At 63.2% G+C, this 1,509-nt stretch carries 1 protein-coding gene; it reads right to left on the reverse strand.

Translation table 11 applies throughout. From position 1 onward, the window contains the following. Nucleotides 1-54: 54 nt before the first annotated feature. Nucleotides 55-1,509, reverse strand: a 1,455-nt coding sequence (locus tag FEM54_RS32420; protein WP_138454266.1) for an autotransporter outer membrane beta-barrel domain-containing protein, incomplete at its 5' end; no start/stop codon positions are given.

Raw genomic sequence — 1,509 nt, forward strand, 5'->3', positions numbered from 1 at the left:
GGGCCGCTTCGCAGTCCAACGGGAGCAAGCTCCCTCGCCACAGGGTATCGGCCGTTAGAACCGGAAAGTAAACCCGGCGTTGATCCCGTTGTTGTTACCCCGGTTGGACAGCAAACCGCTGTAGTTCAACGACACCAGCGTGTCCTTGGTCAGGGCCATTTCCGCACTGGCCTTGATCACCGCGCCATCGCGGGCCACCGGCACACTATTGACCGCAAAGGCGTTGTCGCTGCCGGCAAACTTCAGCGAGGCGTCGCGATCGGTGTCGCCAAACTGATGCTCCCAGCCCAGCTCACCGCGCAACGTTACCGCCGAGGTCGAGCTGACCGGCAGTTGGGTATGCGCGCGCAGGCCCAAGGTGGAAAGCGTGGCGTCCTGGCTTTGCTTGCTGGCATGCAAGGCTGCGGCGCCGCCTTTTTCCTTGAACGAATCGCTCTGGTAGTTCAGGTAGGTCAGGTTGGCGAAGGGTTCGAACTGGTTCCATTGGGTGTAACCGATCTCGGCAAACACTTGGTCGGTGCGCGCGTTGTAGTCAGCTTTGTCGTAGTCCGACTGGTTGGCGTACGCCACACGGCGCGAGCTGTCGATACGGTGCCAAGTGGTGGCACCGCCCATGCGCAGGGCAATGGCGTCGAAGCGTTTTCCGCCGTAGACCGACAGGTGATAGTTGTCGCTGTCTGCCGATGCCGACTCGCCATTGAGATGGCTTTGGGTGTAGCCGGTGGCGGCGCCCACACGCCAGCCGTCGCCGACCTCGGTGTCGAGGCCCAGCAGCACGCCACTGGTAGACGAGGAGTAACCGCTGGCGTTGTTGTCACCGCTGACGTTATTGCGCCCGCCCAGCAGCTGAACCCAGCCGCCGTTGTCGTGAGTGTCGATCTGCGCGCTGGAGTCCAGCGCCTGAGCCTGTTGCAGACGGCCGTTGACCGCTTCACGAATGTAACGGCTGTCCGCCATTTGCGCTGCGGCCACGTCCGAGTGCAGTTGCCCCGAGAGTTGCTTGAATGCAGCCTGCGCCTGCGCCGCCGAGTCTGAGGCCAGCAGGCTTTCATACACCGGGCTGCCCGCGCCCAAGGCTTCGGCCGCCGTCGCTACGGCGCGTTCGTTGCGGGTTTGCGCGATGCTGGCAAACGTCGTCTGGTTACGCGCCACGGCCAGGCTCAGTTGGTTCGGCTGATAGCTCAACTGCGTGCCGATAAACAGGTAGTTGGGCGTGATCGCTGCAAACTGGCCGTTGATGCCCTGGCTGGCCGTCAGGATGTTGAACTGCTGGCCCACCAGGCTACGGGCCTCAGTGGCAGACAGCAGGTTCGGGCTGTTTTCCAGGGATACGGTCACCACACCTCCGTTAAGGGTGGCGACGCCGCTGCTTTGGATTTGATCACTTTGCCCGTTCGGGCCGACCTCCACGGCATACACCGAACCAGGGTTGAAGGTCACGTCGCCGGTGTGCAGCGTGCCGATCGAGTGGCCCGGCGCCACGCGCCAGCCTGTGTTCACGGTCAAGGC

It is taken from the genome of Pseudomonas edaphica, from assembly GCF_005863185.1.
Taxonomy (GTDB): domain Bacteria; phylum Pseudomonadota; class Gammaproteobacteria; order Pseudomonadales; family Pseudomonadaceae; genus Aquipseudomonas; species Aquipseudomonas edaphica.